At 67.0% G+C, this 24424-nt stretch carries 24 protein-coding genes; 9 read left to right on the top strand and 15 right to left on the bottom strand.

Annotated elements, in window-relative coordinates:
• Positions 1-160 precede the first annotated feature (160 nt).
• Positions 161-919, top strand: coding sequence for a sulfite exporter TauE/SafE family protein (locus tag DBV14_RS22930; protein ID WP_124462415.1), 759 nt, complete (start codon positions 161-163; stop codon positions 917-919).
• Positions 920-1029: 110 nt separating this feature from the next.
• Here the strand turns inward: DBV14_RS22930 and DBV14_RS22925 are convergent, their stop codons facing one another.
• The 5 genes from DBV14_RS22925 to DBV14_RS22905 form a co-directional block, all read right to left on the bottom strand.
• Positions 1030-1392: a DUF1428 domain-containing protein gene (locus DBV14_RS22925; RefSeq protein ID WP_124462413.1), complete on the bottom strand. Its 363-nt coding sequence runs from the start codon at positions 1390-1392 to the stop codon at positions 1030-1032.
• Positions 1393-1468: 76 nt separating this feature from the next.
• Positions 1469-2956 carry a DHA2 family efflux MFS transporter permease subunit gene (locus DBV14_RS22920; RefSeq protein WP_124462411.1) on the bottom strand — a complete coding sequence of 496 codons (1488 nt, stop codon included), beginning with the start codon at positions 2954-2956 and terminating at the stop codon, positions 1469-1471.
• A gap of 52 nt (positions 2957-3008) precedes the next feature.
• Positions 3009-3428, bottom strand: coding sequence for a VOC family protein (locus tag DBV14_RS22915; RefSeq protein ID WP_124462409.1), 420 nt, complete (start codon positions 3426-3428; stop codon positions 3009-3011).
• Positions 3429-3495: 67 nt separating this feature from the next.
• Entirely contained in the window at positions 3496-4023 is a 528-nt protein-coding gene (locus DBV14_RS22910; RefSeq protein ID WP_124462407.1) for an SRPBCC family protein, read from the bottom strand.
• Between the two features lie 60 nt (positions 4024-4083).
• Positions 4084-4521, bottom strand: coding sequence for a VOC family protein (locus DBV14_RS22905; RefSeq protein ID WP_124462405.1), 438 nt, complete (start codon positions 4519-4521; stop codon positions 4084-4086).
• Positions 4522-4652: 131 nt separating this feature from the next.
• On the opposite strand from DBV14_RS22905, the gene DBV14_RS22900 reads away from it, so the two are divergent.
• Positions 4653-5306 carry a TetR/AcrR family transcriptional regulator gene (locus tag DBV14_RS22900; protein ID WP_124462403.1) on the top strand — a complete coding sequence of 218 codons (654 nt, stop codon included), beginning with the start codon at positions 4653-4655 and terminating at the stop codon, positions 5304-5306.
• Between the two features lie 45 nt (positions 5307-5351).
• Here DBV14_RS22900 and DBV14_RS22895 read toward each other — a convergent pair whose 3' ends face one another.
• From DBV14_RS22895 to DBV14_RS22870, 6 genes are read right to left on the bottom strand one after another with little or no spacing between them, the layout of a single operon-like run.
• Positions 5352-5837: a MarR family winged helix-turn-helix transcriptional regulator gene (locus DBV14_RS22895; protein ID WP_124462401.1), complete on the bottom strand. Its 486-nt coding sequence runs from the start codon at positions 5835-5837 to the stop codon at positions 5352-5354.
• Positions 5838-5873: 36 nt separating this feature from the next.
• Entirely contained in the window at positions 5874-7649 is a 1776-nt protein-coding gene (locus tag DBV14_RS22890; RefSeq protein WP_124462399.1) for an acyl-CoA dehydrogenase family protein, read from the bottom strand.
• A gap of 5 nt (positions 7650-7654) precedes the next feature.
• Positions 7655-8647 (bottom strand): Bug family tripartite tricarboxylate transporter substrate binding protein, encoded by a 993-nt coding sequence (locus DBV14_RS22885; RefSeq protein WP_124462397.1) that lies wholly within the window; start codon positions 8645-8647, stop codon positions 7655-7657.
• A 35-nt stretch (positions 8648-8682) separates the two neighbouring features.
• Entirely contained in the window at positions 8683-9447 is a 765-nt protein-coding gene (locus DBV14_RS22880; protein WP_124462394.1) for an SDR family NAD(P)-dependent oxidoreductase, read from the bottom strand.
• A gap of 31 nt (positions 9448-9478) precedes the next feature.
• Positions 9479-11332 carry a feruloyl-CoA synthase gene (locus tag DBV14_RS22875; RefSeq protein ID WP_124462392.1) on the bottom strand — a complete coding sequence of 618 codons (1854 nt, stop codon included), beginning with the start codon at positions 11330-11332 and terminating at the stop codon, positions 9479-9481.
• Positions 11329-12102, bottom strand: a complete 774-nt coding sequence (locus DBV14_RS22870) for a crotonase/enoyl-CoA hydratase family protein (protein ID WP_124462390.1) — start codon at positions 12100-12102, stop codon at positions 11329-11331. Before DBV14_RS22870 ends, DBV14_RS22875 begins: the two co-directional genes overlap by 4 nt.
• 104 nt (positions 12103-12206) lie before the next feature.
• On the opposite strand from DBV14_RS22870, the gene DBV14_RS22865 reads away from it, so the two are divergent.
• Positions 12207-13091 (top strand): amidohydrolase family protein, encoded by an 885-nt coding sequence (locus tag DBV14_RS22865; protein ID WP_124462389.1) that lies wholly within the window; start codon positions 12207-12209, stop codon positions 13089-13091.
• Here DBV14_RS22865 and DBV14_RS22860 read toward each other — a convergent pair.
• Positions 13080-13967, bottom strand: coding sequence for a MurR/RpiR family transcriptional regulator (locus DBV14_RS22860; protein WP_124462387.1), 888 nt, complete (start codon positions 13965-13967; stop codon positions 13080-13082). The genes DBV14_RS22865 and DBV14_RS22860 overlap by 12 nt on opposite strands.
• Positions 13968-14117: 150 nt before the next feature.
• Between DBV14_RS22860 and DBV14_RS22855 the strand changes: the two genes are divergently transcribed.
• Positions 14118-15116: a tripartite tricarboxylate transporter substrate binding protein gene (locus DBV14_RS22855; RefSeq protein ID WP_124462385.1), complete on the top strand. Its 999-nt coding sequence runs from the start codon at positions 14118-14120 to the stop codon at positions 15114-15116.
• A 16-nt stretch (positions 15117-15132) separates the two neighbouring features.
• Positions 15133-16092 carry a succinylglutamate desuccinylase/aspartoacylase family protein gene (locus DBV14_RS22850; protein ID WP_124462383.1) on the top strand — a complete coding sequence of 320 codons (960 nt, stop codon included), beginning with the start codon at positions 15133-15135 and terminating at the stop codon, positions 16090-16092.
• Between the two features lie 10 nt (positions 16093-16102).
• Here the strand turns inward: DBV14_RS22850 and DBV14_RS22845 are convergent, their stop codons facing one another.
• The gene (locus DBV14_RS22845) at positions 16103-17605 is read right to left on the bottom strand and encodes a DUF4832 domain-containing protein (protein WP_185546098.1); all 1503 of its coding nucleotides are present in this window, start codon (positions 17603-17605) and stop codon (positions 16103-16105) included.
• Between the two features lie 553 nt (positions 17606-18158).
• Here DBV14_RS22845 and DBV14_RS22840 point away from each other — a divergent pair.
• On the top strand, positions 18159-18848 hold the full coding sequence (locus DBV14_RS22840) for a response regulator transcription factor (protein WP_124462379.1): 690 nt from the start codon (positions 18159-18161) through the stop codon (positions 18846-18848).
• Positions 18849-18850: 2 nt separating this feature from the next.
• The gene (locus tag DBV14_RS22835) at positions 18851-20047 is read left to right on the top strand and encodes a HAMP domain-containing sensor histidine kinase (protein ID WP_124462376.1); all 1197 of its coding nucleotides are present in this window, start codon (positions 18851-18853) and stop codon (positions 20045-20047) included.
• A 53-nt stretch (positions 20048-20100) separates the two neighbouring features.
• Here DBV14_RS22835 and kefC read toward each other — a convergent pair whose 3' ends face one another.
• Both kefC and DBV14_RS22825 read right to left on the bottom strand, forming a co-directional pair.
• The gene (gene kefC / locus DBV14_RS22830; RefSeq protein WP_124462374.1) at positions 20101-21969 is read right to left on the bottom strand and encodes a glutathione-regulated potassium-efflux system protein KefC; all 1869 of its coding nucleotides are present in this window, start codon (positions 21967-21969) and stop codon (positions 20101-20103) included.
• Positions 21970-21971: 2 nt separating this feature from the next.
• Positions 21972-22736: an NAD(P)H-dependent oxidoreductase gene (locus DBV14_RS22825; RefSeq protein WP_124462371.1), complete on the bottom strand. Its 765-nt coding sequence runs from the start codon at positions 22734-22736 to the stop codon at positions 21972-21974.
• A 165-nt stretch (positions 22737-22901) separates the two neighbouring features.
• Here DBV14_RS22825 and DBV14_RS22820 point away from each other — a divergent pair, with 165 nt between their 5' ends.
• Together DBV14_RS22820 and DBV14_RS22815 are read left to right on the top strand one after the other, a co-directional pair.
• On the top strand, positions 22902-23522 hold the full coding sequence (locus tag DBV14_RS22820; protein WP_124462369.1) for a ParA family protein: 621 nt from the start codon (positions 22902-22904) through the stop codon (positions 23520-23522).
• A 162-nt stretch (positions 23523-23684) separates the two neighbouring features.
• Positions 23685-24155 (top strand): MaoC family dehydratase, encoded by a 471-nt coding sequence (locus DBV14_RS22815; protein ID WP_124462368.1) that lies wholly within the window; start codon positions 23685-23687, stop codon positions 24153-24155.
• The last annotated feature ends 269 nt before the right edge of the window (positions 24156-24424 follow it).

Here is a 24424-nt window from a genome sequence, read left to right as displayed (position 1 = left end):
GCGTCGCCCTGAATGACCCGATCAGCAGTAGCGCAAAAACCGAACAGCAACGCAAGGTCACGTCCAAAGCGAGTGCCAAAGCGAGATCGCGCACGGCCTGCTACGCTCGGGGAAGCCCGCCGCCACGACGGGCTTTTTTCTGCGTCCGTCGTCACACCCCATGGTCTTTCCCCTCATCACCGACCCGCACTTCTACGCGGTCGCCATCCCCGCCGTGCTGCTGCTCGGTATCAGCAAGAGCGGCTTCGGCGCTGGCTTCGGTTCGCTCGCGGTGCCCATGATGGCGCTTGCCGTCACCGTGCCGCAGGCGGCCGCCATTCTTATGCCGCTGCTGCTGCTCATGGACCTGCTGGGCCTGGCTGCGTTCCGGCGCGACTTCGATCGCTCGTTGCTGAAATTCTTGATTCCGTTCGGGCTGCTCGGCACCGTCATTGGGACTTTGCTGTTTCGCATGCTCTCGGCGCACACCGTGGCCGGCATCGTCGGGGTGTTCACCTTGCTGTTCCTGGCGCAGCGCCTGCTGTTTCCGCCCAAGCCCAACGATCCCCTGCCTTCGCGCGGCGTCGGGGCGGTGCTCACCACCGTCTCGGGCTTCACCAGCTTCATTGCGCATGCGGGCGGGCCGCCCATCAATGCCTACGTCATTCCGCTGCAGCTCAAGCCCGTGGTGTTCACCGCGACGATGGCCTACTTTTTCTTCGTGGTGAATCTCAGCAAGTGGATTCCATACGCATGGCTGGGCCTGCTCGACTTTCGCACGCTCGCCACCTCGCTGGTGCTGATGCCCATCGCGCCTTTCGGCGTGTGGGTCGGCATTCGCATCGCACGCCGCATCGACGCGACGTGGTTCTACCGCTTCGTGTATGCGGGCATGCTGCTCACCGGCCTGAAGCTCGTCTACGACGGCTTCCTGGCCTGAGCCAGGCCCCTTCGTGAAACACCGAGGAACCGGCTTTGCCGGGCCTCAGGTGTTGCCCCCGGGTAGGGGGTGGAGAAGCGACACGAAGTGTCGCGAAGCCTGGGGGCGAGTCAGAGTTCCACGATGCCCTTGAAGCCGCCGAAGATCATCCGCTTGCCGTCGAACGGCAGGTTGTTCATGTCCATCATCGCCTCCAGGCGCGGATCGGCCATGACCTTCTTGTTCACCGTGTCGCGGTGCTTGCGCGACTTGTAGGTGATCCACGAGAAGGCCACCGTTTCGTCGGCCTTGAGCTTCACGCTTTGCGGGAACGAGGTGAGCTTGCCGGGCTTCACGTCGTCGGCGATGCACTCCACGTATTCGACGGCGCCGTACTCGATCCAGATCTTGCCGGCCTTGCGCGAGAGCTTGCGATACGCCTCGACGTTCCTGGTGGGAATGGCAACGATGAATCCGTCTACATAGCGAGCCATGGATGTTCTCCTGAATATTGAATAGAACCGTTGAAGAAAGAAGACAGGCGCGGTTGCTGCTTGCATGGCGTGGTGCTCATGACGCCGTCTCGCCTGCCGTGGGCGGGGTCGCCGCTTTCTTGTTGTTGTTGTTGTCGTTGTTGCTCTGCGTCTGCCCCGGCGAAGCGGTGCGAAGCAGCAAGACCCCGATCAGACCTGCCACCGCCGCGAACACGGCGCCGACAAGAAACGCAAGGTTGTAGCCACCGGTGAGCGCCAGCGGCATCTGCGCGCCGGCCGCTTCCATGGCGCCGGTGCGTGCCGCGGCGGCGCTGGCCAATACGGCCAGGCCCAGCGCGCCGCCCATCATGAAGGCGGTGTTGACCACGCCCGAGGCCAGGCCCGAATCGGCCGGGTCGACCTCGCTCATGGCCGCCAGCAGCATCGGGTTGAACGCCATGCCGGCGCCCAGGCCCAGCAGCATCATGCCGGGCAGCACGTCGACCACGAAGTTGCCGTTGACCGGTGCGCGCGCGAACAACGCCAGGCCGATGGCTGCGAGCCACAGCCCGGCCGCCAGCGGACGGCGGATGCCGAAGCGCAGCACCAGCCTGGCCGAGAGGCCGAGCGAGAACACGGCCATGATCACGTTGGCCGGCAGGAAGGCCAGCCCGATCTGCATCGGCGTGTAGTTCAGCACCAGTTGCATGTAGAGCGCGGAGATGAAGAACCACGCGAACATGGCCGCGGCCCACAGCACGCCGACCACGTTGGCCACCGACACGCTGCGCAGTCGGAACAGGCCCAGCGGCATCAGCGGATGCTGCACGCGCGCCTCGATGCCGATGAACACGGCCAGCAGCACCACGGCCGCGCCGAGCAGGCCCAGCGTTTGCGTGGAGCCCCAGCCGGCCTCGTTGCCGTTGACGACGCCGTACACCGCGAGCATGAGCGACAGCGTGACCGTGACCGCGCCGGCCACGTCGAGCTTTTCGCCATGCGCCTGGCCGCGCGCGCTGGGCAGCAACGCCACGCACAACGCATACACCGCCACGCCGATCGGCAGGTTGACCAGAAAGATCCAGTGCCAGCTCAGCGAGCTCGTCAGCAGGCCGCCGAGCAGCACGCCGATGCTGCCGCCGCCGGCGCAGACAAAGCCGTAGACGCCCATGGCCTTGGCGCGTTCGGCCGGCTCGGTGAACAGATTCATGATCAGCGAGAGCGACACGGCGGACACCACCGCGCCGCCCAGCCCCTGCACCGCGCGCGCCGCCACCAGCAGGCCCTGCGAGTTGGCGATGCCGCAGGCCAGCGAAGCCAGCGTGAACAGCACCAGGCCAATGAGGAAGAGCCTGCGGTGGCCATACAGGTCGCCGAGCCGGCCGCCCAGCAGCAGGAAGCCGCCGAAGGTCAGCATGTAGGCATTCACCACCCAGACCAGCGAGGTCTCGGTGAACCCAAGGTCGGTTCGGATCGAGGGCAATGCCACGTTCACGATCGTGGTGTCGAGCACGATCATCAGGACGCCAAGGCAGAGCACCATCAATGCGAGCCAGCGCTTTCGGTTGTCGAGTGTGTCGGTCATGGGGGGTGAACTCCTGCAGACAGGAAGGAAGAGAGAAAGAAAAGTAGAAAGGTCAGACCAGCGGCTTGCCGCCGTTGATGAGCCACGGGGTGCCGAAGCGGTCGGTCACCATGCCGAAGGCCTCGACCCAGAAGGTCTTGGCGAAGGGCATCGTGACCTGGCCGCCGTTGGCGAAGGCGTCGAACACGCGCTGTGCATCGGCCACGGTGTCGATGGTCAGCGCAACGCCGAAGCCCTTCATGCCTTCATAGGGCTGGCCGGGCATGGTGTCGGAGGCCATCAGCATGCCGTCGCCGTAGGCCAGCGAGGCATGCATGATGCGGCTCTTTGCATCGGCCGGCATCTGCTCGGCGCCGGGCGCTTCGCCCATGGTCATCATCATCTGCATCTTGCCGCCGAGTGTCTTTTCGTAGAAGCGCATGGCCTCTGCCGCGGTGCCATTGAAGGTGAGGTAAGCGTGAATGGGAGACATGAGATTTCCTTTGGGTTGAGGTGAGGTGAGTGGGAGCGAAAGTCTTCTTGGTGTTGTTCCGGGATTCTTATTTTTCAGTCGCGGTCTTGAGGTTGGCCAGGCCCACCTCGAAGTCTTTGCCGATCATGGTGTCCATGTTGAAGAAGATGCCCATCAACTTCGCCACGTAGGGGCTTGGGCCGTACATGGCCCAGGTGACCTGCGTGGCGTCGCCCTGGGGCTGCAGCGTGAACTCGGCGGTGTTGTGGCCTTCGAAGGGCTTGATGAAGTCGAGCTTGATCGCGACCTTCGAAGATGGCGTCGACTCGGTGATTTCCATGCGGCCCGCACCGGCCTTGTCCTTGCCTTCCCAGTCGTAGGTCGCGCCCTTGCCGGCGGGCGCGCCGCCGAAGGTGCGCTTCATGTCCGGCTCCAGCTTTTCGTAGGGCGACCACGCGCTCCAGCGGTGGAAATCGTCGATCAGCGGATAGATCTTCTCGGCCGGCGCGGCAATGCGCGCGGTGCGCTCCACCCGGAAGGTGTCGGGCCGCGTGGCCGCGTAGATGAGCAGCAGTGCGATCAGGGCGAGGACGGCAAGGGCAATTTTTTTGAGCATGAAAAAACTCCGGGGTCGGGGTCGAGGTCGGGTGTGGTTGGTTGGTCTTGGCAGGGAATGTCAGTCGGCGTGCACCACCAGCAGCCAGCCCAGGCCGAAGCGGTCGCTGAGCATGCCGAAGCTGGAGGTGAAGAAGGTCGGGATCAGCGGCTGCATCACCTGGCCGCCATCGGCCAGGGCGTCGAACCACTTGCGCGCGTCGGCGTCGGTCTTGGCGGTCAGCGCCAGCATCACGCCCTTGAATTCGGCCTGGCCCGAGCAGCGGCCGTCGGACGCCAGCAGCTCGGTTTCGCCGATGCGCACGACCGCGTGCATCACCTTGTCGGGAGAGGGCATTCCGCCGGCGCAGCCCGCTTCGGCGTTGTTGCCGGGGGCGCCTTCGGCGGGTGCTTCGCTGTAGCGCATCAGCTGCACGATTTCGGCGCCGAGCGCCTTCTTGTAGAAGCCGAGCGCTTCGTCGCAACGGCCTTCGAACGAAAGATAAGACTGGACTTTCATGGCGGTTCCTTTGGATGAGGAAGGTGGTGGTTCCGGCCCCGGTGTCTGTGGCCGCAAACAATCGGATTACTTTGTGTACACCGTCCACAAAGAATAGCAGAGATAATGGACAGTGTCCACATGGAGAATCGATGAAGCTCAACAACGCCCCCGCCGGCCTGCCCCCCGCCCGCAGCACTTATCGCCACGGGGACCTGCGCCGCGCGCTGCTGGACGCGGGCGTTGAACTGGCCCGCGACGGCGGCCCGGATGCGGTGGTGTTGCGCGAGGCCACGCGGCGCGTGGGCGTGGTGCCGAACGCGGCGTACCGCCATTTCGGCAGCCGGCAGGAGCTGTTGCTGGCGGTGCGCGAAGCGGCCCTGTCGGCCGCCGCCGGCGCCATGGAAAAAGAACTCGCAGTGTTGCCCTGCGACCAGCCGCCCGCCGACTTCGCGCGGGCGCAGGTACGTGCCATCGGCACCGCCTACCTGCGATTCGCGCAGGCCGAGCCCGGCCTGTTCCGCACGGCGTTCGTCATTTCGGACGAAGGCAATGGCGAGCTGGGTCCGGGCAAGGCCGGTGCCAGCGGGCTCGACTCTTTCCAGCTGCTGGGCGCGGCGATCGACCGGCTGGTGGACGCCGGCGTGCTCGACCCCGCACGGCGCCCCGACGCCGAATACTTCGCCTGGTCGGCGGTGCACGGCCTGGCGCTGCTGGTCATCGATGGTCCGCTGCGCGGCACCGATGCGGCCACGCTCCACTCGCTGGGCCAGCGCCTGATCGACATGGTCGAGCGCGGCCTCTGAGGGCTGCGGCTACGGCGACGGCGACGGCAACGGCAACGGCAACGGCTACAGGTAGATCTTCTGCAGCAGCTTGATGAGCGTCTCGCGCTCGCGCGCCGTGAGCTTGGCGCTGGCATCGGCCTCGAGTTGCACCACGGCCTGCTCGGCCTCGCGGATCAGCGTTTCGCCGGCCGGCGTGAGGTGTAGCCCCACGGCGCGCCCGTCGTGCGGATGCGGCCGCCGCTCTATCAGGCCCCGGCTGTCCAGCGTGGCCACGAGGCTCACGAGGTTGGGCGGCAGGATGTCGAGCGTGTTGCACAGCTGCCGCGAGGTGGCGCCCGGGTTGTGCGCCAGCAGCGACAGCACCGAAAAATCGATCTGCTTGAGCCCGTAGGGCGCCATGCGTTCCGCGAACAGGTCGGTCACGATGAGCCAGGCACGGCGGGCGTTGTAGCCCACCAGGGTTTCGAGCACGCGCGCGTCGAGCCTGTCGGCACGGCCTTGCGGCGGCGGGTCGGTCTTGGCGGGGGCGGATTTTGGTGAGGCAGCCATGGCCGGAGCGTAACCGCCCGCGCGGGTCGCCGATGCCTACTGCGCGACACCCCGGGGCTGCACCGCAGCCGCCGAGTGCGTCAGCGCCACGGTCTCGCAGGCGCGCTTGACGATGCCCAGCCGCATCTCGAATTCCGGCAACACCCAGCGACGGAAGGCGGCCGCCGCCCGTGCCCGCATGGCGCGGCCCGGACCGTCCGTGGCGACAGCCTCGTCGGCCGCCTCGATGCGGGCCCAGGCCCACGCCATCATCGCCAGCGCCACCACGCGCAGGTAGTCGTCGGCCACTTCGTAGGGCAGCACGGGGTTGGCATGCGCCGCCATGGCCACGGTGGTGCCCATGTAGCGCAGCTGGGCCAGTCGGCGCTGCACGTCGGCGTCGGCCTCGCGCGATGCATCGAGCGTGTCGCGCAGTTCGAGCAGCACGGCCGACATGGCGGCGCCGCCGTCGGGCAGCACCTTGCGCACCAGCAGGTCGATGGCCTGGATCTCGTTGGTGCCCTCGTAGATCATCGTCACGCGCGCATCGCGCACCACCTGTTCGATGCCCCATTCGCGCACGTAGCCGTGGCCGCCGAACACCTGCAGGCATTCGCTGGCGCCATGGAAGGCCTGCTGCGTGCACACGGCCTTGAGCACCGGCGTGACCATCGCGCACCAGCGCTGCGCGCGCTCGCGGGCCTTGGGGTCGGCGTCGTGCACGGCCACGTCGAGCATCAGCGCGCTGCGGTAGGCGAGGGTGCGCGCGCCGTCGATCCAGGCGCGCTGCGTGTCGAGAATGCGGCGGATGGCGGGGTGCTCGGCAATCAGGTCGGCGGGCTCGTTGCCTCGGCTCGCGGGCACGGGGCCGGGCGCGCGCATCTGGCGGCGCTCGGACGCATACGCGTCGGCTTTCTGCCATGCGGTATCGAGCAGGCCGATGCCCTGCAGCGCCACATGCAGGCGCGCCGAATTCATCATCACGAACATCGCGGCCAGGCCGTGGCCCGGCTCGCCGACCAACCAGCCCGTGGCATCGTCGAAGCGCATGCTGCAGGTGGGGCTGCTGTGCAGGCCCATCTTTTCCTCGATGCGTTCGCAGTGCACTGCATTGCGCGTGCCGTCGGGCAGCAGCTTGGGCACCAGCACCAGCGACAGGCCCTTCGGCCCCGCGGGCGCATCGGGCAAGCGGCACAGCACCAGGTGCACGATGTTCGGCGTCAGGTCGTGCTCGCCGCCCGAGATGAAGATCTTGCCGCCGCTTACGCGCAGGCTGCCGTCAACCTGCTGCTCGGCGCGCGTGCGCACCTGCCCCAGGTCGCTGCCCGCATGCGCTTCGGTCAGGCACATCGTGGCCAGCCATTCGCCGGTCGCGATCTTTTGCAGATAGCGTTGCTTCAGTTCCTCGCTGGCGTGGTGCTTGAGGCAGGCGTACGCGCCATGCAGCAGGGCCGGCGCCATCGTGAAGCCGTGGTTGGCCGCGGCAAGCCATTCGTAGAGCACGGCTTCGAGCACGGCGGGCAGGCCTTGTCCGCCGTCTTCGGTGGCGGCGGAGAGCGCGGGCCAACCGCCATCGACAAAGCCTTGATACGCCGCTCGAAAGCCCGGTGGCGCGATGACATCGCCTTCGTCGAAGCGGCAGCCGACCTCGTCGCCCTCGCGGTTGATCGGCGCCACCACCTCGCCGACGAAGCGCGCGGCCTCTTCGAGCACCTGCGACTGCAGGGCTTGGTCGACCTCGGCAAAGGGCGCGAGTGCATTCAGGCGCGAAGGCGCATCGAGCACCGCGTTCAACAGGAAGCGGACGTCTTCGGGGCGGGGCTGGTAGTGCATCTGTCTCAGGACTCGGCGGTGAAGCCGATCTTCTTGACCAGCGGACCCCAGCGCTCGTACTCGGCCTGCAGCGACTTCTTCATCTCTTCAGGCGAAGAGCCGTGCGCGAGCAGGCCCACCGACAGCAGGCCGTCGGCCACGGCCTTGTCCTTGAGCGCGGCCTGGGTCGCCGTGCTGGCCGCCGTGATGACGGCCGCGGGCGTCTTTGCCGGCGCGAAGAAACCGAACCATTCGTCGGCCACGATTTCCGGGAAGCCCTGCTCGGTGAAGGTGGGCACGTCGGGCAGGTAGGCCGGACGCTGCGCGCCCGAGGTGGCGAGCACGCGCAGCTTGCCGGCCTTGGCGAAGGGCAGGCAGTCGCCGGCGGGCGTCAGGCACGAGGCGATCTGTCCACCCACCACGTCGTTGATGCCGGGCAGCGAGCCGCGGTAGGGCACGTGGCGCAGGTCGGTGCCGGTGCTCAGGCCGAGCAGCGCGCCCAGAAAGTGCGGCGTGGAGCCCGCGCCCGGCGAGCCGTAGCTGGCCTGGCCGGGGTTGGCCTTGGCCCAGGCGATGTAGTCCTTCAGCGTCTTCACGCTGCCCGGAACCATCGGGCCGACGGCCAGGCCGTGCGTCATCACGGCGCCGATGGAGATGGTCGCGAAGTCCGGAATGGCGTAGGCCAGCTTGGTGTAGATGTGCGGGTAGATCGACAGCGCCGACGCTTGCGCCAAGCACAGCACCGAGCCGTCGGCGGGCGAGGTCTTGAGCGTGTCGAGCGCGATGCGGCCGCCCGCGCCGGGCTTGTTCTCGACCACCGGGTTGGTCTGCGTGAAGGGCGTGTTGCCCAACTTGTCGGCCACGCGGCGCGCCACGCTGTCGCCCGCGCTGCCGGCCGGGAAGCCGTAGTAGATCTTCACCTGCTGCTGCACCGCCTGTGCGAGCGCGGCAAGGGGATGCAGGGCGGCGAGCGCGGCGGTGCCGCCGAGCGCCGTCACGAACTGACGTCGGTTGGTCATGGTCTTGTCTCCTGGTTTGCTGCTGGGGGCTGGAATCAGCGCGGCGCCATTCGCAGGGCGCCGTCTAGGCGAATCACTTCGCCGTTGAGATGGCCGTTGGTGACGATGTGGCAGGCCAGCTCGGCAAATTCCGAAGGCTTGCCCAGGCGCGGCGGGAAGGGAATGGACGCGGCCAGCGAGTGCTGCACGGCCTCGGGCAGCTCCAGCAGCAGCGGCGTGGCGAATAGGCCCGGCGCCACGGTGCACACGCGGATGGCGTGTTGCGCCAGGTCGCGCGCCATCGGCAGCGTCATGCCGACGAGGCCGCCCTTCGATGCGCTGTAGGCCTGCTGGCCGACCTGGCCGTCGAAGGCCGCGACCGACGCGGTGAAGAGCATCACGCCCTTCTCGCCGTTGTCGAGTGCTTCCAGCTTCGCGCAGCGTGCCGCAAAGAGGCGCGCCATGTTGTAGCCGCCGATCAGGTTGATGTTGACCACGCGCACGAAATCTTCGAGCGGCGCCGGGTTGCCATCCTTGCCGACGATGCGCTTGGCGCTGCCGATGCCGGCCACGTTCATCAGGATGCGCGCGGGGCCGTGCGCGGCCTCTGCCTTGTCGAGCGCGGCGTTCACGCTGTCGGTGTCGGTGATGTCGCAGACGCAGGCAATGCCGCCGATTTCTGTCGCCACTTTTTCAGCAAGCGCGGCATTGCGGTCGAGCACGGCGACCTTGGCGCCCAGGCGTGCGAGCTCGCGTGCGGTGGCTTCGCCCAGCCCCGATGCGCCGCCCGTGACGAGTGCGGCTTGTCCTTCGATTTTCATGGTGCTTGTCTCCTGGAATGTCTGGTGTGGCCTATCGCGGCACGAGGGTGAAGGGCAGGGTGCCGGCATGCATCGCATCGGCCAGCGCGGCGCGGTGCTTGAGCACGGCGCGCTGGTTGATGGAGCCCTTGTCGGTCACCTCGCCCTTGTCGATGGAAGGCGGCTCGGCCATCAGGTGCAGCCGCGCGATGCGGTTGGCGCTGCCGGTGCCCATGGCGGCCAGTTCGTTGGCCACCTGCTGGAAGTGCGCCTGCACCGGTTCGCTTTCGAGCACTTGCTGCATGGTGGCTTCCGCATCCAGGCCGGCAAGCTGCCGCACCTTCTGCGTCGGAAAGATCAGCGCGCCGACTTCCTTCAGGTTGATGCCGGTCAGCACCGCGTCCTGCACATAGGGCGCGCCGGCCGCGATGATCTTCGCGCGCAGCGGACCCACGCTCACGAAGGTGCCGGTGGCGAGCTTGAAGTCTTCGGCAATGCGGCCGTCGAAGCGCAGGCCGCGGTGGATGTTGTCGTCGGCTATCCACTTCACGGCGTCGCCGGTCGAGAAGAAGCCTTCTTCGTCGAAGGCCTCGGCAGTGGCTTCGGGCGCGCGCCAGTAGCCGGGCGTGATGTTGGGGCCGCGGTAGCGCACCTCGGTCTTGCCGTCGACCTCGATCAGCTTCAGCTCGATGCCGGGCGCGGGCAGGCCCACGTCGCCCGATCTCACTTCGGGCCCGGTCACGTAGAGCGCGAAGGGGCCCGACTCGGTCATGCCGAGGCCGGTGCCCATGACGATGCGCTCGCCGACTTCGGCTTCCTGCGTCTTGTGCAGGCTGTCCCACACGGGCTGCGACAGCGCGGCACCCGAGTAGAAGAACATCTTCACGCGCGACAGCAGGTTGCGGCGCAGCACCGCGTCGGTTTCCATCGCATTGGCAATGGCCTCGAAGCCGGTCGGCACGTTGAAGTAGATGGTGGGCGCGATCTCGCGCAGGTTGCGCAGCGTCTCGGCCATGCCGGCGGGCGTGGGCTTGCCGTCGTCGACATACAGCGTGCCGCCGTTGTCCAGCACGATGCCCACGTTGTGGTTGCCGCCGAAGGTGTGGTTCCAGGGGAGCCAGTCGACCAGCACCGGTGGCTCGTCGCCCAGCGCGGGAATCGACTGGCGCAGCTGCTGCTGGTTGGCGCACCACATGCGGTGCGTGTTGATCACCGCCTTGGGCATCTTGGTCGAGCCCGAGGTGAAGAGGAACTTGGTGATGGTGTCGGGGCCGGTGGCGCGCATGGCCGCGTCGATGGCGGGCGTGGCCGGCGTGGCGGCAAGCGCGCTGAACGGGGTGGTGGCGCGGCCTTCGAGCGTGCCTTCGGACAGCACGACCTCGGTGCCGGCCGGCACGGTTGCCGCGATGGCCCTTGCGAAGCGCGGGGCATCGGTGGCGAACACCAGCCCGGGTGTCAGCGTGTCGAACACATGGCGCAGCTTCTCGAAGTCCTGGCTCACCAGCGAGTAGGGCGGCGACACCGGGCAGTAGGGCACGCCCGCATAGAGGCAGCCGAGCGCGAGCAGCGCGTGCTCGATGCCGTTCTCGCTGAGGATCGCGACCGGGCGCTCCGCGTTCAGGCCGCGGTCGAGCAGTGCCTGTCCGATACCGCGCGCCGCTTGCAGTGCCTGCGCGTAGCTCACGCGCAGCCAGTCGCCGGTGCTGCCGTCGGCCAGCCGTTCGCGGCGGGCGATGAAGGTGCGGTCCGGTGCCTGTTCGGCCCAGTGCGCGAGCCGGTCGGTCATGCGCTCGCGATAGGCCTCGAGCGTGGTCTCGGCCTGCAGGTACTGCGTGCCCGGCGCACCGTCGCGCAACACCGCGCGGGTCACGCCGAAGGCCAGCGGGCGGTATCGAACGGCGGTCATCCTTTGCTCACCTTCGCGGCGCGGCCTTCGAGGAAGTCGCGCACGCGCGCCTTGGCTTCGGGCGCGCTCTGCACGATGCCGGAGATCAATGCCTCGGTAAAGAAGCCGTGGTCGGCCGACTGCTCGGCGATGCGCGGCAGCGCATGCATCAGCGCGTAGTTGGTAAGGGGCGCGTTGGTGGCGATGCGCTTCGCGAGTTCGAAGGCCTTGTCGAAAGCCTGGCCTTCGTCGACCAGGTACTGCGCGAAGTTGGCGCGCTCGCCGTCTTCGGCGTTGTAGACGCGGCCGGTCATCATCATGTCGGTCATGCGGGCCACGCCGATCAGCTTGGGAATGCGCACCGAGCCGCCGCCGCCCACGAAGATGCCGCGCGAGCCTTCGGGCAGGGCGTAGAAGGTGCTGCGGTCGGCCACGCGGATGTGGCAGGCGCTGGCCAGCTCGAGTCCGCCGCCGACCACCGCGCCGTGCAGCGCCGCGACCACCGGCACCGGGCCCTGCTGGACCAGGTCGAGCGCGGCGTGCCACAGGCGAGAGTGCTGCATGCCCTGGCCGGCGTCGCGCTCCTTCAGCTCGCTCAGGTCGAGGCCGGCGCAGAAGTGCGGGCCTTCACCGTCGAGCACGGCGGCGCGCACGCTGGAGGGCAGTTGCTCGAAGGTGTCGCGCAGTGCGAGGATCAGGCCGTCCGACAGGGCGTTGCGCTTGGCACCGCGCGTCAGGCGGACGATGGCGACTTCGTCGCGGATGTCGAGTTGGAGGTCTGGATGGGTCATGGTGATGTTCGGGGTTGCGTTGGATTATGGTTATGAGAAATAATCAATTCAAGGCGCTTGAGCCTCCTGAATCCTAGGGACTTACCCGTACCGGAGACAAAGACATGGACACCGAGAACCTGATTGCGATCGACATCCACACCCACGCCGAAGTGAGCTGCTGGAACCCGTTCGACAACTACGGCGAGGAGTACGACCGCGCCGCCGACAAGTACTTCGGATCGAGCGGCCGCCCGACCATTGCCGAGAGCGTGGCGTACTACCGCGAAAGAAAGATCGGCCTGGTGATGTTCATGGTCGATGCCGAATCGAACATGGGCCGCCGGCGCATCCCGAACGAAGAGATCGCCGAGGCCGCGCAGAACAACAGCGACATCATGATTGCCTTCGCCAGCATCGATCCGCACAAGGGAAAGATGGGCGCGCGCGAGGCACGCCGCCTCATCGAAGAGCATGGTGTGAAGGGCTTCAAGTTTCACCCGACGGTGCAGGGCTTCCACCCCTACGACCGCATGGCCTGGCCCATCTACGAGGTGATTGCCGAATACAAGCTGCCGGCCATCTTTCACACCGGGCACAGCGGCATCGGCTCGGGCATGCGCTGCGGCGGCGGCCTGCGGCTGGAGTACAGCAACCCGATGCACCTGGACGACGTGGCCATCGACTTTTCCGACATGCAGATCGTGATGGCGCACCCCAGCTTTCCCTGGCAGGACGAGGCATTGAGCGTGGCCACGCACAAGCCCAACGTGTGGATCGACCTGTCGGGCTGGAGCCCCAAGTACTTTCCGAAGCAGCTGGTGCAGTACGCCAACACGCTGCTGAAAGACCGCGTGCTGTTCGGCAGCGACTACCCGCTGATCACACCCGACCGCTGGATGCGCGACTTCGAGGCGGCGGGCTTCAAGCCCGAGGTGATGCCCGGCATCCTCAAGGGCAACGCGGTGCGGCTGCTGGGGCTCGACAAGCCCGCGGCTTCAGCGGCCTGAAGGCGTCCGGCGCGCCGGATCGGCCGCGTCGTTCCAGTGCTGCTCCCAGAGCGCGTCGCCGCGCTCCAGCGCCGCGCCCATTTCTTTCTTGCGCCGCTGCGCCACGGCCGTGATGAGCGCATTGCAGACCGACAGCGCGGCCGTGTACGAATCGAAGGGCGACGCGCTGGAGGTGCGCACCAGCAGCAGGTGATCGGCCGATGCGGCGGCGGGCGCCGTCGGGCCATCGGTGAGCACCACGACCTTCGCGCCTTTCTGGCGAAAGTACTTCGCGGCGCGCGCAATCGCCAGCGAGTGGCGCCTGAAGGTGGGCGTGAGCAGCAGGTCGTGCTCGTCGATCCACAGCAGCTGGTCTTCCAGCAGCAGCGGGCTCGTCGAGGTCATGAGGCGCACGTCGGGCAGGCACATGTTCAGGTGCAGTGCCAGGTGGCTGGCCAACGAGGCGCCGTGCCGCTGCCCGAGCACGTGCACGCGCACCTTGCGCTGCGTGAGCAGCCGCACGGTGGCTTCGAACGCGGCCACGTCGAGCGACGCGAAGGTGGCGGCCAGGTTGTGCTGGTCGTGCAGCAGCGCGTTGTCCAGGCACGAGCGAATGGACGCGTCGTCGTTGATCACGGCGTTGGCGCGCGTGGCGGGCGAGGCCAGCAGGGCGGTGACCTCGGAGCGGGCTTCCATCTGCGCCTCGGCATAGCTCTCGTAGCCCAGCTTGGCCAGCAGCCGCACCACGGTCGATGCGCTGGTGCCGACCTTCTTTGCAAGGCTCGTTGCGGATTCGAGCAGGCCCTGCGGGTGGTGCGCCTGCAGTTCCTCGACGAGGAGCCGCTCGGTCTTGGTGAGCTTCTTGCCGTAACCCGAGATGCGTTGGTTCAGATTCATGGTCGCGGGGCATTCTGCATGCGGAATCGGGGAAACCTCATTTTTGCAACGAGTATTGCAAAAATATGACGCGCTTGCAAAAATGCGCGCACGAATCCGAGCCCGGATTCGCCAGCCCTCCCCACGCACCAGGACACAAGGACTTCTCCCATGAGCCCCACCACCGCAGCTTCCGTTCTCGGACGGCGCGAGATTCTCGGCGCCGGATTGACGGCGCTGTTGCTGCCCATGGCAGCGCATGCCCAGGCCTTTCCGTCCCGGCCGATCACGCTGGTGGTGCCGTTCCCGGCCGGCGGCTCGGTCGACCTGATCGCGCGGCTCTATGCCGAGCCGCTGTCGAAGGCGCTGGGCACGGCGGTGGTGATCGACAACCGCGCCGGCGCCGGCGGCTCCATCGCCAGCGCGCAGGTGGCGCGCGCCAAGCCCGATGGCTACACGCTGGTGGTGTCGTCGCAGAGTTCGCACCTGGCCAACCCGCTCACGCAGGCCAACCCGGGCTACGACCCCATCAAGGATTTCATTTCCATCAGCCAGCTGGCCCGTTCCATCAACGTGCTGCTGGTGAACCCGGCAGTGCCCGCGAAGACCTTCAAGGAATTCGTCGCGCTGGTGAAGGCGCGCCCCGGCGAACTGAACTTCTGCAGCGCGGGGCCGGGCAGCATGGGCCAGCTCAATGTGGAGCTGATGAAGTCGCAGCTGCAGCTGAATGCCACGCACGTGCCGTACCGCGGCGGTGGTCCGCTGGTGACGGCGCTGATTGCCAACGAAGTGCAGTTCGGCCTGGACAACCTCGCGCCTTTCCTGCCGCACGTGCAGGCCGGCAAGCTGCGCGCACTGGCGGTGGCCGCGCCGGCGCGCGTGGCGGCGCTGCCCGATGTGCCGACCTTCGCGGAGCTGGGCTATCCGGTGCTGAACACCACCTCGTGGATCGGCCTGGCCGCGCCCGCGAAGACGCCGCCCGAGGTGATTGCCGCGCTGCACAAGGCCGTGCGCTCGGTGGCGGAGCAGCCGGCCATGGCCGAGGCGCTGCTGGCGCGCGGCTCGCTGTCGCCCGAGGTGCAATCGCCCGCGCAGTTCACCGCGATGATGTCGGAGCGACTCGCGCTGTACGGCGAGATGGTCAAGCGCGCGGGCATCCGCGGCGAGTGAACGGGTGGCCGAGCGCATGACGCAACCCGCATCGACATTTGCCGCGGAGACCTCGCCGCTCGAGGTGCTGCCGCGCGACATCTCGGCCTACCGGCAGGGCAACACCGGCATCGACTACGTGCACCGCTTTGCATCGGGCCGGCCGGGGCCGCACGTGCTGGTGAATGCGCTGACGCATGGCAACGAAATCTGCGGCATGGTGGCGGCCACGCACCTGCTCGATGCGGGCGTGCGGCCGAAGATCGGCACGCTCACCGTGAGCTTTGCGCATGTGGAGGCCTACAACGCCTTCGACATCGAACGGCCCTACGAGAACCGGCAGCTGGTGCACAACCTCAACCGCATCTGGTCGGCGGACATGCTCGATGGCACGCAGCAGAGCCCCGAGCTGCGCCGCGCGCGCGAGCTGCGGCCGGTGCTCGACGCGGCCGACTACATGCTGGACATTCATTCCACGCGTGCGCCGGTGCAGCCCTTCTGGGTCTACCCGGAGTTCGAGCGCAATGCGGGGCTGGCGCTGGCGGTGGGCCATCCGCTGGTGCACCTCGTGATGCCCGTGGGCGCGGCACCCGGCACGGGCGTGACGGGCTACGGCCGCCATGGCCAGGCGGGCATCGATGGCGGCGCGGTGGTGGTCGAGTGCGGCCAGCATTTCAGCCAGTCGGCCGCGGACCTGGCGACCGACGTTTCGCTGCGTTTCCTGGCGCACCTGGGGCTCGTCGATTCGCTGCCGGAGGCAGCGGCGCCCGCGCAGCCCGCGCGCCGGTTCCGGCTGCTCGAAGTGCACATGGTGCAGTCCGACTCTTTCGCGTTCGCGCGGCCCGTGATCGGCTTCGAGGTCTTCGGAAAGGGCGAGCTGATTGCCACCGACGCGGGCCGCGAAATCCGTTCGCCCTGCGACGGCTGCACGATCTTCATGCCGACGCGCGCGCCGGTGGTGGGCCGCGAAGGTGTGTACCTGACCATCGCGGTCTAGGACTCACGCGTCACTTCACCTCGACGATGGAGCCAAGGGCAAAAGCGCCCAGTTGTGCATCCCAACGCTGGCCGGCTGCCGTGTTGTCCGCATTGGCCCAGCGGATTGCGAAGCGGGCATCGGCGGCCAGACGCGCGTCGGCATCGGGCAGCGCGAGCCACAGTTGATAGCTGCCGGTGGGAAGATCGGCCGGCAGCGTGGTGGTGAGTGTCGCGGCTTGATCGTTGGTGCCGGGCATCCACGTGCGTGGATCGGCGCCGGTCGCGTCCAGGCGGCGGACGTCGCTGGTCACGGCGTGCTTGAGCACCAACTGCACTCCGCGCGGATTGAAGATGCGCGCCCAGCCCCCGTTGCGCAGTGAAAGCTGGACGCTCAGCGTCTGGCCACGCACGACAGCGCTGGCGTGGGAGGCCTTCGACAGCACCAGTCGGTAGCCCATCCTGCGGCGCACCTCGGCCATGCAGCCGTTTTGCTCCCACTTGTCATGGAACTTGGTGCGAAAGTACTTGTCGTTGAGGTAGGTCAGTTTGTATCTTGCGCCTTCGCCAAGAATGTCGGCGCATTGGGTGCGAAGCTCGGCGTTCACCTCGTCAACCGGGTCGCAAGTCTCGCCGCCGAAGGGCGCGAAGCTTCCCAGAAGCTCAACGTACTTGCGTTGATTCCCCGCGATCGTGGCGTCGTCGTCGTAGGTGCCGACATCGGTCTTGCTCGCGAGGAAGCAGTCGTTGTGCACGCCGATGCGCTGCGTGCCTGTATGCGCGGCACTCCATGTCGGCAACTGCGGTGTGCCTTCCATGACGTACGAGGGATAGCGCAGCTGGATGAAGCGGCTCGTCGGCAGCGCGGCGAGCAAGGCATCGCGGATCTTGTTGCGAGGGGCCTCTTCGGTCAGGTTGTTGGACGAGGTATGCCACTCGCCCCAGGCGCCGATGAAGCCGGCCTGCATGAATGCGATGACGTCGGCGTTGCGCTGCAGTACCGGTTTGAGCTGCTCGATGTGGGCAAGCACGCGGGACAGCGGCGCGTCCTGTGCGTTGCGGTAGTCGACCTCCGTTTTCGGATAGTTGTAGACGACGCGCACGACCAGTTTCATCCCGGCGGCGCGTGAGTTGCCAAGGGCGGTCTCCACTTGGGCAAGCAGTGTCGGGGGCAGCTCTGCATTGCGGTAGGCCGACAGGTTCAGCTTGGAGTACAGCAGGCGGTACCCGTTCTTGTAGGCATCGTCCGCGTCGTCGCGGGTGACCGTGTCCAGGTCGCTCCAGCTCCAGCGGTAGAAGCCGCGCTCGGGATTGGGGAGATCGTCGTCGGTCGCGGTGAATGTGACGGCGGTCTGTGGTGCGTCATTCATGGAAGGCGCGGAAATGGGACGTGGTGGCGGGAGTGCGCCCGAATCCGAACCGCCGCCACCGCCACCGCCACCGCCACCGCAGGCGGTGAGGATCACCATCGAGAGGACGGTTGCGAGGCGGCGCATGCCTGGGAATGGACGGCGAAGAAGGTGTTGCTTCTGCATGGTTGTGACTTGTTTGTGGGTTGATCCTGCGTGCATGAAGTCCCGGTGCGGGTGATTCAGGGGCCGAACCAATAGAAAAGCCATACGGCAAGGACCCCGAGGGTTGTGAACAAAAGGATGGCGTGAGACGCGCAGCGCCGCCGCGCAACATCAAACAAAAGCGGCAGGAAGAAGCGCTCGATGCGCGACAGGGAGCGAGGCGCAACAGGGAAGGGCTGGATGGCTGCGGGATCTGACGCGGTATCTGCTGGCGAGAACAACATTCGAAGATGCCCGGGTCCGGTTGGACGCCTGGGGAAGATGGTCTGAAACCTGATGCTCGCGCGCTCATGTTCAGAAGCTCTGCAACTTCCATCAAGATTGGGTCAAGCCGCGTGTGCTGCCGTGTGTCTTGCCTTGCGCGCGGAAAATCCTGGCGCGTTAAGATTCCGCGAGTGCGACGGATATGGCTTGCGCGCCGCGCGAGGGCAGTGGCACACGCGGGGCTTTGGCGATGTTCCGGCGGCGCGATCGCCGAGGCGTCGATGTGTCGGTCCCGCACATTGACAGTTCTATGACCGACGAACGCATCCTGATTGTCGAAGACGATCCCCAGATCGCCGATGTGCTTTCCGCCTACCTGCGGCACGAGGGTTACCAGACGGCGCACTGCCTCGATGGAGAAGAGGCGTTGCGTGTGTTCAGGCAGTGGCAACCGGCCTTGGTGCTGCTGGACTACATGCTGCCGCGGCTGAGCGGCAGCGACGTGCTTGCCGCCATCCGGCGCGCCGGCGATGTCCCGGTCATCATGGTCTCGGCTGTCAATGAGGAAGCCGAAAAGCTCGGCGCGCTTCGATACGGCGCCGACGACTACGTGGTCAAGCCCTTCAATCCGAAAGAAGTCGTTGCGCGCGTGCGGGTTGTGCTGCGACGTACCCGGACGCCTCCCCTCGCGCCGCCGGCTCGGCTGTCCTGGGGCGCGCTCGAACTCGATCTCGACGCCGTGACCGTGCAAGCCGCGGGCGACGCAGCCCCGCTCGATCTGACAATCACCGAGTTCAAGCTCCTGTCGGTCATGATGCAACACCCACGCAAGGCCTTCAGCCGGTTCGAACTGCTGCAGGCATCCCTGCCCGAGAGCGACGCGCTCGAGCGTGTTGTCGACACGCATGTGCATAACCTGCGCCGCAAGCTGGAGGAGCGCGGTGTCACCGGCATTCCCCTGGCGGTCCGAGGTGTCGGCTATCGCCTGAGCAGCGCCTAGCCATGCCGTCGCGACGATCGCTGTGGGCGTGGCTTACCTGGCGCATGGTTGCCCTGGCCGTTGCCGCGACGGCCGCCGTGCAGGTCGGGATGTGGATTCGCTACGAAATCTGGTCGGACAGAATCAACTCCCAGTTGCCCCCGGAAATAGCGGCGGAGTTGGGACGGCTCGAAGATGCGCCGAAAGAGAATACGAAGCGACTCCACGAGATCTACACGCAGTATTCCGATCTCTTCGTCTCCCCCACCGATACCGAGGACCTGCTCGTGCAGGCGCTGTTGAGTCTGGCCATCATCCCGTTCGTGGTGGTGTTTGCTCTTATCCTGGCGCGTCGCATCGCGCGGCCGCTCTCACATGTGGTCGTGGCCGCCGAGTCGGTTTCGGTCGGGCAGTTTTCGACGCGTGCACCCGTTCCAAAGACCGCTCCCGCCGAGCTTCAACGTCTTGCCACCCATTTCAACAAGATGGCCCAGCAGTTGGAGTCGTATGACAGGGAGCTTCACGATTCAAGCGCCGCCATCGCGCATGAGCTCCGGACACCCCTGACCGCGGCGATGGGACGGTTGCAGGGCATCATCGATCAGGTATTTCCATTGGAAGAGGCGCAGATCGCCACGGTGCTGGACCAGCTCGTGCAGATCCAGCACATCATCGGTGACCTGCAGGTCCTGTCGCTCGTTCAGGGCGACAGGCTTCAACTGGAGATCACCGAGTTCGCCGTGCGCGAGTTCGTCGACGAACGGATCTCGTGGGCCGGCCCCGCCCTGTGCAAGTGCGGCTTGCGGGCCGTCAATCATGCCGATGCAGTGCAGACGCTGCGCGGGGACAGGAGCCGGCTCGGCCAAGTCCTGTCGGCGCTCATTGACAACGCGGTGCGCCATGCAAGCGACGGAGGCATCGTGGAGATCGACTTCGAGGCGGGAGACCTGAGCGTCGAATTGATCGTGAGGGACCGAGGCGCGAGCATCTCGCCCGATGACAAAGACCTCTCGCGTTTCTTCGAGCGCTTCTGGCGCGGCGAGAAATCCCGTTCGCGGCACGCAGGTGGAACAGGTCTTGGCCTGTCGGTCGTCCATGCAATCTGCAAGGCGCACGGCGGGCACGCGATTGCCGCGGCACGCGCCGGCGGCGGCACGGAGATTCGGATCCGCCTGCCGCGTGCAGGGATGGTGGCAGGCACCGGCAAACCGATGATCTAGGGGGCTTGTCCCCGAACTCCAGCTCGCGACGCCATTCAGGCGGCGCAGGCACTTCAGGGTGCTTGCCTTGCCCGGGCTTCTTCTTCCTCTTCCTCCTCCAGCCGGTCCCAGTCGCGCCCCGAGCGGCGCTGCCGCTCTTCGCGCTCGCGCGCCATCTGTTCCTCGAACTGCTGGCGGCCTTCCTTGTTGGCAGCGATGAGCTTGGCGCGGTCCTTGTAGTGCGGATAGATTTCGTCGCTGAGCTTGATGTTCCGCTGGCGGAACCGCATGGTCGACTCGCGCGCCTCGTGCGCCGGCCAGCCCAGTGCCTCGAGCGTGGAGCGGGCGCTGCGCAATGACGACTCGAACACCTCGCGCTCGACATCCGTCACGCCGCGGTCGCGCAGCTGGAACAGGTGCGTCACGTTGCGGGCGCGCGCGATGATGCGGGCCTGCGGAAAGTTTTCCTTCACCAGATCGACGATTTCGAGCGACTGCTCGATGTCATCCACCGCCACGACGATGGCCTTGGCCGAGCCGGCGCCCGCGGTGCGCAGCAGGTCGAGCCGCGTGGCGTCGCCATAGAACACGCGAAAGCCGAACTGGCGCAGGCCTTCGACGGTGTCGGCATCGTGGTCGAGCACCGTCACGCGCAGGCCCTGGGACATCAGCATGCGGCCGACGATCTGGCCATAGCGGCCGAAGCCGCAGATCAGCACCTTGGCGTCCTGCTGCTCGGAAATCTCTTCGAGCTGCGGACCCTGGTTGCGGCTGTAGCGCGGCAGCACGAACTTGTCGAGCAGCACCAGCAGCAGCGGCGACAGCAGCATCGACAGCGCCACCGCGCCGATCAGCAGCGAGGTGATGTGGGGCGGCAGCACGTCGGGCCCGGCCGCCTGGAACACCACGAAGGCGAACTCGCCGCCCTGCGCCAGCAGCAGCGTGAACACCGGCCGCTCCTGGTAGGCCAGGCCCATGGCCTTGGCCAGCGCGTAGATCACGACCAGCTTGATGACCATGAAGCCGACCACCAGCATCGCCATCAGCCCGGGGCTCGCGAGCAGCACGCCGAAGTTGATCGACATGCCCACGGCAATGAAGAACAGGCCGAGCAGCAGGCCCTTGAAGGGCTCGATGTCGGTTTCGAGCTCGCGCCGGTATTCGCTTTCGGCCAGCAGCACGCCGGCGAGGAAGGCGCCGAGCGCCATCGACAGGCCGACCAGTTGCATCAGCGCCGCGATGGCCACCACCAGCAGCAAGGCCGCGGCGGTGAAGATCTCGGGCGTGTTGCTGCGCGCAATCCAGCGCAGCAGCGGGCGCAGCAGCAACCGGCCGCCGAGGATGATGCCGGCGATGACGCCGATGATCTTCAGCGCCTCGAGCGCGCGGTCGAGCCCGCTGATCGATTGCTCGGCGGCGGTGGCACCGGCCAGCAGCGGCAGCAGCGCAAGGATGGGAATGGCCGCCACGTCCTGGAACAGCAGGATCGAGAAGCCGGCCTGCCCGCTGGGCGTCTTGAGCAGGTTGCGTTCGCCGAACACCTGCAGCGCGATGGCGGTGGAAGACAGCGCCAGCCCGAGCGAGGCCACGAGCGCCACGCGCCACTCGGCGCCCACGGCCCAGCCCACCGCGAAGAGCACTGCGGCGCAGCTCAGTACCTGCGCGGCGCCCCAGCCGAAGATGGGCCGGCGCAGGTTCCACAGGCGCTTGGGTTCGAGCTCGAGGCCGACGAGGAACAGCATCAGCACCACGCCGAATTCGGCGAAATGCAGCACGTCTTCGACGCTTGAAACGAGGCCCAGGCCCCAGGGGCCGATGGCGATGCCGGCCACGAGGTAGCCGATGATCGAGCCAAGGCCCAGGGCCTTGGACAGCGGCACCACCAGCACGGCGGCGCTCAGGTAGATCAGGCTGCTGGTCAGCCAGGCGGGTGCGTGTTCCATGCTCAGGCCGCGCCTTCCCTGGAGTTCGCCCCGTTGACCCCATTGGCCCCGTTGGCCGTGGACACCGCGGCCAGGCTGCGGCTCATCGCGGAATGGAAGGCGCCGGCCACCACCTTGCCGATGTCGTCGGCGTCGCTGGGGCGGTCGGTTTCCGGCACCGGGCAGGCCACGCAGACGTCGAGCTCGTCGAGTTCGGGCCACGCGGGGTAGCTGCCGAGCCGCTGGGCGAACACGTCGACATGCGCCTTCACCTCGGCTTCGGGGGCGCTGCGCGCGCCGTAGAAGACCAGCGGCGGCAGGAAGCGCATGCCGCACAGGGCGGCGGTCTGCTCATAAGGAGGCAGGAAGGCGTCGAAGAAGTAGCGGTGGTAGCTCTGCGGGTGGTAGCTGGGCTCGGGGCTGCCGGTGGTGGCGACCAGCCAGAAGTCCTTGCCCTGCAGGGCGGTGCCGCCGGGGCCGTAGGCCCAGCCGTAGCCGAGCACGTCGTCGAGCCACAGCTTTTGCAGCGGCGGCATCGAATACCACTGGATCGGATGCAGCAGCACCACCAGTTTGGCGCGGGCCAGCCGGGCCTGCTCGGCCTCGACGTCGATGGCGAAGTCGGGGTAGCTGCCGTAGAGGTCGTTGACATCGACCCCTGGCACGCCGCGGGCGGCCGCCAGCATGCGCCGGTTGACGCGCGAGTCACGCCAGTGCGGGTGAGCCGCCAGCACGTAGATGCCGCCGGTTTCGTCGGCGGGGTTTCCCATGGATGTTGTTGTCGTCATGCCGCGAACATAACAAAGAAGCCTCTCCCCCAGGCTCCCCGCACTTCGGGTCGCTTCTCCAACCCCCTGCCGGGGCAACACCGGCGGCCCGGCGAAGCCGGTTCCGCGGTGTTTCGCGAGCAGGCACTACGATGCGGACCTGTTCCAACTCTGGAGGAGATCTTCATGCCCGTGGTTCTGGTCGCCAACCCCAAGGGTGGCGTTGGCAAGTCGACGATCGCGACGAACATCGCGGGCTATTTCGCGAGCCGCGGCCATGCCGTGATGCTGGGCGACGTGGACCGCCAGCAGTCTTCGCGGCTCTGGCTGGGCCTGCGCCCACCGCAGGCAAGGCCCATTTTGACCTGGGAGGCCACGGGTGAAAGCACGGTGGTGCGCCCGCCGCGCGGCACCACGCACGCGGTGCTCGACACGCCGGCCGGCCTGCACGGCTGGCGATTCAAGGAAGTGCTGGGGCTGGCCGACCGGGTGATCGTGCCGTTGCAGCCGAGCATCTTCGACATTTACGCGACGCGCGATTTCCTGGACCGGCTGATGGAGCAGCGCCGCGCCGAGAAGACGAAGATCGGCCTGGTGGGCATGCGGGTGAACGCCCGCACGCTGGCGGCCGACCGGCTGCACGAGTTCATCGAAGGCCTGGGCGTGCCGGTGCTGGGCGAGCTGCGCGACACGCAGAACTACGTGCAGCTGGCGGCGCGCGGGCTCACGCTGTTCGACATCGCGCCGGGGCGGGTGCAGCGCGACCTGGAGCAGTGGCAGCCGATCTGCGACTGGCTCGAAAACTGAGGCCCCCCGGCTTTTCACTCCGCTTCGCTGCGTGTAATTCTCCACCCCCCATGGGGGAGGCTCGGTCGCCTTGGGGCAGCCCGGCGGCGCCCGCAATCCCCTGTTTGCCCTGAGCCCGGTTGTCGCAAGCCCGACAGCAGGCCGAACGCCGTTGGCTTCAGAATGCCCCGCATGACAAAAAAGACATTCCAGACCCTTCAGGATCTTGCCGCCTGCGTCGGCCAGGAGGTCGCCGTGAGCGACTGGATCACCATCACGCAGGAGCAGGTGAACCAGTTCGCCGAAGCGACGGGCGACCACCAGTGGATTCACGTGGACGTGGAGCGGGCCAAGGCAGGTCCGTTCGGCGCACCGATTGCGCACGGTTTCCTGACGCTGTCGTTGTTGCCGCGCTTTTTCGAGACGGCGATCGCGGTGACGGAGTCGCGCATGGGCGTGAACTACGGAATGAACCGGGTGCGCTTCATGTCGCCGGTGCCGGTGGGCAAGCGTCTGCGTGCGCGCATGAAGCTGCTGACGTCAGAGGCGATTGCGGACGATGGTTTCCAGATGACCTGGGAGACCACGATCGAACTCGAAGGCGTGACCAAGCCGGCGTGCGTGGCCGAGTCGGTGGTGCGTCGCTACCGCTGATTGGCTCGGGGCGCGTTTTTCGCGCGCTGTTCCTGAACTCTTCGGGATCGTGCAGGTTTCTGTTGGGGCGTGTGCTTCTCTGGATGCGGGGTCATTCGGGGCGCGTGCGACTGACACCGGGTGCTCCCCTCCGCGAATGTCCCCCGCTTCGCTCCTCCTTTATTTCGCTGCGGGGAGCACCCGATGCCATTCTCACATGGACACGCTCTGAGTGCTTCGCTGATCAACCAGTGCTCTGAACTCGCTCACGCTGGCGGTGTGCTCTGCGC

The sequence above is a fragment of the Variovorax sp. KBW07 genome, from assembly GCF_003852515.1.
In the GTDB taxonomy this organism is placed as follows: domain Bacteria; phylum Pseudomonadota; class Gammaproteobacteria; order Burkholderiales; family Burkholderiaceae_C; genus Variovorax.
The sequence above is the reverse complement of the archived record's forward strand: the minus strand, read 5'-3'. Positions and strand labels throughout refer to the sequence as shown.

What these genes read in the sequence shown, in the direction of transcription:
- DBV14_RS22930 (WP_124462415.1), top strand. Translation starts at nt 161, where the DNA reads ATGGTCTTTCCCCTCATCACCGACCCGCACTTCTACGCGGTCGCCATC.
- DBV14_RS22925 (WP_124462413.1), bottom strand. Translation starts at nt 1,392, where the DNA reads ATGGCTCGCTATGTAGACGGATTCATCGTTGCCATTCCCACCAGGAAC.
- DBV14_RS22920 (WP_124462411.1), bottom strand. Translation starts at nt 2,956, where the DNA reads ATGACCGACACACTCGACAACCGAAAGCGCTGGCTCGCATTGATGGTG.
- DBV14_RS22915 (WP_124462409.1), bottom strand. Translation starts at nt 3,428, where the DNA reads ATGTCTCCCATTCACGCTTACCTCACCTTCAATGGCACCGCGGCAGAG.
- DBV14_RS22910 (WP_124462407.1), bottom strand. Translation starts at nt 4,023, where the DNA reads ATGCTCAAAAAAATTGCCCTTGCCGTCCTCGCCCTGATCGCACTGCTG.
- DBV14_RS22905 (WP_124462405.1), bottom strand. Translation starts at nt 4,521, where the DNA reads ATGAAAGTCCAGTCTTATCTTTCGTTCGAAGGCCGTTGCGACGAAGCG.
- DBV14_RS22900 (WP_124462403.1), top strand. Translation starts at nt 4,653, where the DNA reads ATGAAGCTCAACAACGCCCCCGCCGGCCTGCCCCCCGCCCGCAGCACT.
- DBV14_RS22895 (WP_124462401.1), bottom strand. Translation starts at nt 5,837, where the DNA reads ATGGCTGCCTCACCAAAATCCGCCCCCGCCAAGACCGACCCGCCGCCG.
- DBV14_RS22890 (WP_124462399.1), bottom strand. Translation starts at nt 7,649, where the DNA reads ATGCACTACCAGCCCCGCCCCGAAGACGTCCGCTTCCTGTTGAACGCG.
- DBV14_RS22885 (WP_124462397.1), bottom strand. Translation starts at nt 8,647, where the DNA reads ATGACCAACCGACGTCAGTTCGTGACGGCGCTCGGCGGCACCGCCGCG.
- DBV14_RS22880 (WP_124462394.1), bottom strand. Translation starts at nt 9,447, where the DNA reads ATGAAAATCGAAGGACAAGCCGCACTCGTCACGGGCGGCGCATCGGGG.
- DBV14_RS22875 (WP_124462392.1), bottom strand. Translation starts at nt 11,332, where the DNA reads ATGACCGCCGTTCGATACCGCCCGCTGGCCTTCGGCGTGACCCGCGCG.
- DBV14_RS22870 (WP_124462390.1), bottom strand. Translation starts at nt 12,102, where the DNA reads ATGACCCATCCAGACCTCCAACTCGACATCCGCGACGAAGTCGCCATC.
- DBV14_RS22865 (WP_124462389.1), top strand. Translation starts at nt 12,207, where the DNA reads ATGGACACCGAGAACCTGATTGCGATCGACATCCACACCCACGCCGAA.
- DBV14_RS22860 (WP_124462387.1), bottom strand. Translation starts at nt 13,967, where the DNA reads ATGAATCTGAACCAACGCATCTCGGGTTACGGCAAGAAGCTCACCAAG.
- DBV14_RS22855 (WP_124462385.1), top strand. Translation starts at nt 14,118, where the DNA reads ATGAGCCCCACCACCGCAGCTTCCGTTCTCGGACGGCGCGAGATTCTC.
- DBV14_RS22850 (WP_124462383.1), top strand. Translation starts at nt 15,133, where the DNA reads ATGACGCAACCCGCATCGACATTTGCCGCGGAGACCTCGCCGCTCGAG.
- DBV14_RS22845 (WP_185546098.1), bottom strand. Translation starts at nt 17,605, where the DNA reads ATGCAGAAGCAACACCTTCTTCGCCGTCCATTCCCAGGCATGCGCCGC.
- DBV14_RS22840 (WP_124462379.1), top strand. Translation starts at nt 18,159, where the DNA reads ATGACCGACGAACGCATCCTGATTGTCGAAGACGATCCCCAGATCGCC.
- DBV14_RS22835 (WP_124462376.1), top strand. Translation starts at nt 18,851, where the DNA reads ATGCCGTCGCGACGATCGCTGTGGGCGTGGCTTACCTGGCGCATGGTT.
- kefC (WP_124462374.1), bottom strand. Translation starts at nt 21,969, where the DNA reads ATGGAACACGCACCCGCCTGGCTGACCAGCAGCCTGATCTACCTGAGC.
- DBV14_RS22825 (WP_124462371.1), bottom strand. Translation starts at nt 22,736, where the DNA reads ATGACGACAACAACATCCATGGGAAACCCCGCCGACGAAACCGGCGGC.
- DBV14_RS22820 (WP_124462369.1), top strand. Translation starts at nt 22,902, where the DNA reads ATGCCCGTGGTTCTGGTCGCCAACCCCAAGGGTGGCGTTGGCAAGTCG.
- DBV14_RS22815 (WP_124462368.1), top strand. Translation starts at nt 23,685, where the DNA reads ATGCCCCGCATGACAAAAAAGACATTCCAGACCCTTCAGGATCTTGCC.